3 protein-coding genes and 1 riboswitch are annotated in these 6,698 nt (G+C 72.9%); of the genes, 2 read left to right on the top strand and 1 reads right to left on the bottom strand.

Annotated features, from left to right (window positions below; all coding sequences use genetic code 11):
* Positions 1 to 67: 67 nt before the first annotated feature.
* Positions 68 to 2,968, bottom strand: coding sequence for an aminomethyl-transferring glycine dehydrogenase (gene gcvP, locus ACFWOG_RS38530; protein WP_355405629.1), 2,901 nt, complete (start codon positions 2,966 to 2,968; stop codon positions 68 to 70).
* 241 nt (positions 2,969 to 3,209) lie between these two features.
* Positions 3,210 to 3,313, bottom strand: a riboswitch (glycine riboswitch).
* A gap of 221 nt (positions 3,314 to 3,534) precedes the next feature.
* Between gcvP and ACFWOG_RS38525 the strand changes: the two genes are divergently transcribed.
* Both ACFWOG_RS38525 and ACFWOG_RS38520 read left to right on the top strand, forming a co-directional pair.
* The gene (locus ACFWOG_RS38525; protein WP_380364197.1) at positions 3,535 to 4,863 is read left to right on the top strand and encodes a DUF2382 domain-containing protein; all 1,329 of its coding nucleotides are present in this window, start codon (positions 3,535 to 3,537) and stop codon (positions 4,861 to 4,863) included.
* A 165-nt stretch (positions 4,864 to 5,028) separates the two neighbouring features.
* The gene (locus ACFWOG_RS38520) at positions 5,029 to 6,519 is read left to right on the top strand and encodes an MFS transporter (protein WP_329877937.1); all 1,491 of its coding nucleotides are present in this window, start codon (positions 5,029 to 5,031) and stop codon (positions 6,517 to 6,519) included.
* The last annotated feature ends 179 nt before the right edge of the window (positions 6,520 to 6,698 follow it).

Here is a 6,698-nt window from a genome sequence, read left to right as displayed (position 1 = left end):
CGGCGGAACGTTCCGCCGGGGCCCTGCCCTGTCCACGTGTCCGCGGGCCGGCCGTACCGGTCCTGCGTCAGACGCCGTACTCGTCCAGCGGCGGGCAGGAGCAGACCAGGTTGCGGTCGCCGTACGCGCCGTCGATCCGGCTGACCGGCGGCCAGTACTTGTCCGCCGGGTTCACGCCCGCCGGGAAGACCGCCTCCTGCCGCGAGTAGCCGTGCGTCCACTCGCCCACCAGCGTGGCGGCGGTGTGCGGGGCGTTGCGCAGCGGGTTGTCCTCCGCGGCCCACTCGCCCGAACCGACCTTCTCGACCTCGGCGCGGATCTCGATCATCGCGTCGCAGAAGCGGTCGATCTCGTGCAGGTCCTCGGACTCGGTCGGCTCGATCATCAGCGTGCCGGCCACCGGGAAGGACATGGTCGGCGCGTGGAAGCCGTAGTCGATCAGGCGCTTGGCGATGTCGTCCACCGTCACGCCGGTCTCCTTGGTGAGCGGGCGCAGGTCGATGATGCACTCGTGCGCCACCAGACCGCCGGGGCCGGTGTAGAGCACCGGGAAGTGCGGGGCCAGCCGCTTGGCGATGTAGTTGGCGTTCAGCACCGCGACCTGGGTGGCGCGCTTGAGGCCCTCGCCGCCCATCAGCCGGACGTACGCCCAGGAGATCGGCAGGATCGCCGCCGAGCCCCACGGCGCCGCCGAGATCGGGCCGACACCGGTGGCCGGGCCGGCCTCCTCCTGGAGCGGGTGGTTCGGCAGGTACGGCGCGAGGTGCGCGCGGACCGCCACCGGGCCGACGCCCGGGCCGCCGCCGCCGTGCGGGATGCAGAAGGTCTTGTGCAGGTTCAGGTGCGAGACGTCCGCGCCGAACTTGCCCGGCTTGGCCAGGCCGACCAGGGCGTTCAGGTTGGCCCCGTCGACGTACACCTGGCCACCGGCGTCGTGCACGGCCGCGCAGATGTCGGTGATCTCGGTCTCGTACACGCCGTGGGTCGACGGGTAGGTGACCATCAGCACGGCGAGGCTGTCGCGGTGCTGCTCGATCTTGGCCTTGAGGTCGGCCACGTCCACGTCGCCGTCGACCAGGGTCTTGACGACGACCACCCGCATGCCGGCCATCACCGCGGAGGCGGCGTTGGTGCCGTGCGCGGAGGACGGGATCAGGCAGACGTCACGCTGGGTGTCGCCGTTGGCGTGGTGGTAGGCGCGGACGGCCAGCAGGCCGGCCAGCTCGCCCTGGGAGCCGGCGTTCGGCTGGATGGAGACGGCGTCGTAGCCGGTCACCTCGACCAGCTGCTGCTCCAGCTGGCGGATCAGGGTGAGGAAGCCCGCGGCCTGGTCGACCGGCGCGAACGGGTGCAGCTGGCCGAACTCCGGCCAGGTCACCGGCTCCATCTCGGTGGTCGCGTTGAGCTTCATGGTGCAGGAGCCCAGCGGGATCATGCCCCGGTCCAGCGCGTAGTCACGGTCCGACAGGCGGCGCAGGTAGCGCAGCATGGCGGTCTCCGAGCGGTGGCTGTGGAAGACCGGGTGGGTCAGGTACTCGTCCTCGCGCAGCAGGGCGGCGGGCAGCGCGTCGGCGCCCTCCGCCACCTCGACGCCCTCGACGCCGAACGCGGCCCAGACCGCCGCCAGGTGCTCGCGGGTGGTGGTCTCGTCGGTGGAGGCCGAGATCCGGTCCTCGCCGTCCTGGTAGACGTTGACGCCGTTCGCGCGGGCGGCGGCGGCGATCTCCGCGGCACGGCCGGGGACGACGGCGGTGACGGTGTCGAAGAACTCGCCGTGCAGCAGCTCGACGCCGCCTGCCGTCAGGCCCTCGGCCAGCGCGGCGGCGTAGCGGTGGGTGCGGCGGGCGATGTCGGCCAGACCGTCCGGACCGTGGTAGACCGCGTACATCGAGGCCATGACGGCGAGCAGCACCTGGGCGGTGCAGATGTTGCTGGTGGCCTTCTCGCGGCGGATGTGCTGCTCACGGGTCTGCAGCGCCAGGCGGTAGGCGCGGTTGCCGTCGACGTCGACGGAGACGCCGACCAGGCGGCCGGGCAGCGAGCGGGCGTACTCGGCACGCACCGAGAGGTAGCCGGCGTGCGGGCCGCCGAAGCCCATCGGCACGCCGAACCGCTGCGAGGTGCCGCAGGCGATGTCGGCGCCGAGCGCGCCCGGGGACTTGAGCAGGGTGAGCGCCAGCAGGTCGGCGGCGACGGCGACGATCGCGCCGAGGCCGTGGGCCTGCTCGATCAGGGGGGTGAGGTCGCGGACGACACCGGTGGCGCCGGGGTACTGGAGCAGCACGCCGAAGACGCCGCGCTCCGCGATCTCGGCCGGGATGCCCTCGGACAGGTCGGCGACGACGACCTCGACGCCGGTCGGCACGGCACGGGTGTTGATGACCGCGGTGGTCTGCGGAAGCGTCTCGGCGTCGACCAGGAAGACACCGCCCTTGACCTTGGTGACGCGGCGGGCGAGCGCCATCGCCTCGGCGGCCGCGGTGCCCTCGTCCAGCAGGGAGGAACCGGAGGTGGGCAGGCCGGTCAGGTCGGAGACGATGGTCTGGAAGTTGAGCAGCGCCTCCAGCCGGCCCTGCGAGATCTCCGGCTGGTACGGGGTGTAGGCGGTGTACCAGGCCGGGTTCTCCAGCACGTTGCGCAGGATCACCGGCGGCGTGAAGGTGCCGTAGTAGCCCAGGCCGATCATCGGCTGGAGCACCTGGTTGCGGTCGGCCAGTTCGCGCAGCTCGGCGAGGACCTGCGCCTCGCTGCGGCCTGCGGGCAGGTCGAGCGCGGTGATGGAGCGGATCGCCTCGGGGACGGCGGCCGTGGCCAGCTCGTCCAGCGAGCCGTACCCGACCTGGGCCAGCATCTTCTCCTGCGCTGCGGCGTCGGGGCCGATGTGGCGGTTCTCGAAGGGGCTGGCCTGTTCGAGCTCGGTGAGGGTCGCGGGGGTGGTGGGGCGTCCCGAGTTCGGCTGGGCGTTCATGGTGGTCGAGGCCTCCTGGTCACGGACCGGCGGGGGTGCGCACGCCGGACGGCTTCGCCGCTGCGGAGAACAGCGGAGCGGCCTGGGCGGACGAACCCGACAGGCCTCCCCCTCTGTCATCGGGACCTGAGAGCTTCACCCGCGCGGGGGCACGGTGGGCGCCCCGCCGGCTTGCACCGTCGGTGAGGGTGGGGTCCGACGGCTCCCTCGCCGACGGTCCTGCCCTGCTTTCCAGAGTGACCTAGCCCACACGGTACGGATGCCTGAGAGATTCCGGGGAGGAGTTGCTCCTTCGGCGCCCCGACCAGCGGTTTCGACTGTCGGGGACTCTCCCGAGCGGGCTCGGCGGTCGCGCCCAGGGTACCAGCGGGAGGCCGCCCGATCACGGGTGCGTCAGGTCACTCGGCCCGTTGGGCCGTGACCCGGACGGACGACGGCCCGGCCCGTCCGGCCCCGTCCCGGTCGCGGACGTCCGGTTCATGGCTTTTGGTGTGAAGTGGCGGACAGGACGGGCGGGCCGGCCGCCGTCCTGCGGGAGCCGCAGGACGAGCGCACTGGAGGAAAGAGTGCAGACCGATATCGACCCCCGGGACCTCATCGGCCACAAGGCGGTCGACCGCAACGGAGACAAGATCGGCACCGTCGACGAGGTGTACCTGGACGACGCGACCGGCCGGCCCGAGTGGGCCGCCGTCCGGACCGGCATCTTCGGCCGGGACGCCTTCGTCCCCCTGACCACGAGCGAGTTCTCCGGCGACGAGCTGCGGGTGCCGTACGACAAGTCGCTGGTGAAGGAGTCGCCCGACTTCGGCGTGGGCCAGCACCTGTCCCCGGCGCAGGAGCTCCAGCTCTACCGCTACTACGGACTGGACACGACGCTGGACGGGCAGCCGTCGGCGGGCGACGGCCCCGGCTCGGGTTCCGAGCCGGCCGACCTCGACTTCGGCACGACGGCGTCGAACGGCACCCCTGCGGACACGCCCTCGTCGAACGGCACCCCCGGCACCACCGCCTCGAACGGCACGCCCCTCGCGGGCGTCGCCGGAACGGCGGGCGCCGCAGCCGCGGCCGCAGCGGCCGCGCGGAGCCGGCCGGCCACGCCGTCCGCCGCCGCCCCGGCCAAGTCGCTCACCTTCCACACGGCCGCCGCCGCGGCCACCACCACTCCGGCAGCCGGTTCCGGCAAGCCGGCCGACCCCGTCACGGAGGCCAACGTGCGGACCCTCGCCACCCCCACGCCCGCCGCGGCGCCGCCGGCTTCCACCGCGGCGACCGCCCCGGCCGCCGAGCCGCGCCCGCAGTCCGCGCAGCCCGCCCCGGCCAACGGCACCCCGCCGGCGGCCTCGCAGCCCTCGCCCTCGCAGGCCACGCCGTCCGCCACCGGCACCTCGCGCTCCGCCGACGGTGCGGTCGCGTCCACGCCCGGCGGCCCGGTGGAGATCACCTGCCGCGAGGAGCGGCTGGACGTCACGACCGAGTGGCACGTCGTGGGCACGGCCAAGCTGCGCAAGTACGTGACCAGCGAGCCGGTCGAGCGCCGGGTCCCGGTGGTCCGCGAACGGGTCCGGGTCGAGCGGATGCCGGTCGGCGAGGCCGAGCGGGCCGCGCTCAGCGAGAAGGACATCGCCGAGGCGGTGGAGGAGGTCACCCTGCGCGAGGAGCGCCCGGTGGTCCGCAAGTACCTCGCGCCGATCGAGCGGGTCCGTCTGGTGGTGGAGCGGTACACCGCCGAGGAGGTGATCCGCGACGAGCTGCGGCGCGAGCACGTCGAGGTCCACGACACCACCGGGACGGCCTCGAACCCCCCGGTCTCCGCCTCCGCCCCGTCGCCCGGGCCCGCCTCCCCCGCCCCCGACGAGCCGGCCCGCCCACTCCCGCTCAGGCCCCTGGTCTGACACCCGAGCCCGCTGGGCCCCGGCCGATCCGGCCGGGGCCCTGCGGCGTTCCACGGCGCGAACCCTTCGACTTTGCCAAGGCTTAACCCATGGATATTTGACACTCTGAAGTATCTCCCTGCATGGTTACTTCAGTTCATTCACTATGTACGGGAGGAAGCAACCGTGAGTGAGGCACCACAGCCCACCGTCGCGGCCGAGAAGCAGAGCAGCGCCCGGGTCCTGCCGGCCCTCATCCTGGCGATGCTGTCGTTCAGCGTGGTGCAGACCGCGGTCGTCCCGATCCTGCCCTCGCTCGCCAAGGAACTGAACGTCTCCGGTTCCAGCATCACCTGGCTGATGACGGCCAACCTGCTCTCCGCCGCCGTGCTCACCCCCCTCCTCGGCCGCTTCGGCGACCTGCGCGGCCGCAAGCCGATGCTGCTGATCTCGCTGGCCGGTCTGGCCGCGGGCTCCGCGCTCGCCGTCACCACCCACTCCTTCACCTGGCTGGTCCTCGCCCGCGTCCTTCAGGGCGCCGGCGGTGGCGTGCTCCCGCTGGCGATCAGCATCGTCCGCGACGAGCTCCCCAAGCAGAAGGTGACCGGCGGCGTCGCCGCCATCAGCGCCTCGATGGGTGTCGGCAGCGGCCTCGGCCTGGTCGCCACCGGTCTGCTCCTGGAGCACTGGAGCTACAAGTCCATCTTCTGGATGGGCCTCTTCTTCGGCCTGCTCGCGATCGCCCTGGTCGCCGTCCGGGTGCCCACCGACCCGGTCACGGACAAGGAGGGCGGCGCCGACCCGCTCGGTGCGATCACCCTGGCCGGCTGGCTCTCCGCCCTGCTGGTCGCGGTCAGCCAGGGCAACACCTGGGGCTGGACCTCGACCCGGACGCTCGGCCTGTTCGCCGTCGCCGCCGTGGTCGCCCTGATCTGGGGAGTCATCGAGGTCAAGGTCAAGCACCCGCTGGTCGACATGACGATGATGTCCCGCCCGGCCGTCGCCTTCACCAACCTGGCCGGCCTGCTGATCGGCTTCGGCATGTACGGCTCGTTCATGGTGATCAGCAACTTCGCCCAGACCCCGGAGAAGCTCGCGCACTACGGCTTCACCGCCACCGTGCTGCACGCCGGTGTGATGCTGCTGCCGTCCGCCCTCGGCTCGATGGTCGCCGCCCCGCTCGGCGCCGTGCTGATCGCCCGCCGCGGGCCGCGCCTGCCGCTGGTCCTCGGCGGTGTCCTCGGCGCCGTCGCGATGGCCTACCTGGCCGTCCGGCACAGCCACGAGGCGGACATCTACCTCTCCTCGGCGATCTTCGGCCTCGGTATCGGCCTCGCGTTCTCGGCGATGCCGGCCTACATCAACGGCGCCGTCCCGGTCGAGCAGAGCGGCATCGCCAACGGCATGAACGCCGTGCTGCGCACCGTCGGCGGCGCGATCGGCACCGCCGTCATGGCCGCCATCCTCACCGGCGACACCATGAAGCTGCCGATCCCGGTCACGCTGCCCACCCTGGACGCCTACCAGCACGCGTTCTGGACCGCCGCCGTGGTCTGCGTGATCGCCGGCGCCGTCCCGTTCCTGATCCGCACCGTCAAGCCCACCACCACCGTGGTGCACGGCAACGAGGTCGCGGACCTGACCTCCGGCCCCCGGCCGGTGAAGACCGACGCCTGACGAGGCGTCCGACCCCGCGCTCAGGGACAGGGCGCGGGGACCGGGACCCGGACGGTCGCCGAGGGCATCGCGACCGTCCGTGGCCCGGAACCGCATGTGGCCCCACCCGGCCCCCGTGGCGGGTGGGGGCGCGTCTTGTACCCGCCCCGGCGCGCCCGACCCGGGCGCCCGGCCCGGCC

It is taken from the genome of Kitasatospora sp. NPDC058406, assembly GCF_042722765.1.
GTDB lineage: Bacteria > Actinomycetota > Actinomycetes > Streptomycetales > Streptomycetaceae > Kitasatospora.
This window is presented reverse-complemented; position numbering and strand designations above follow the sequence as displayed.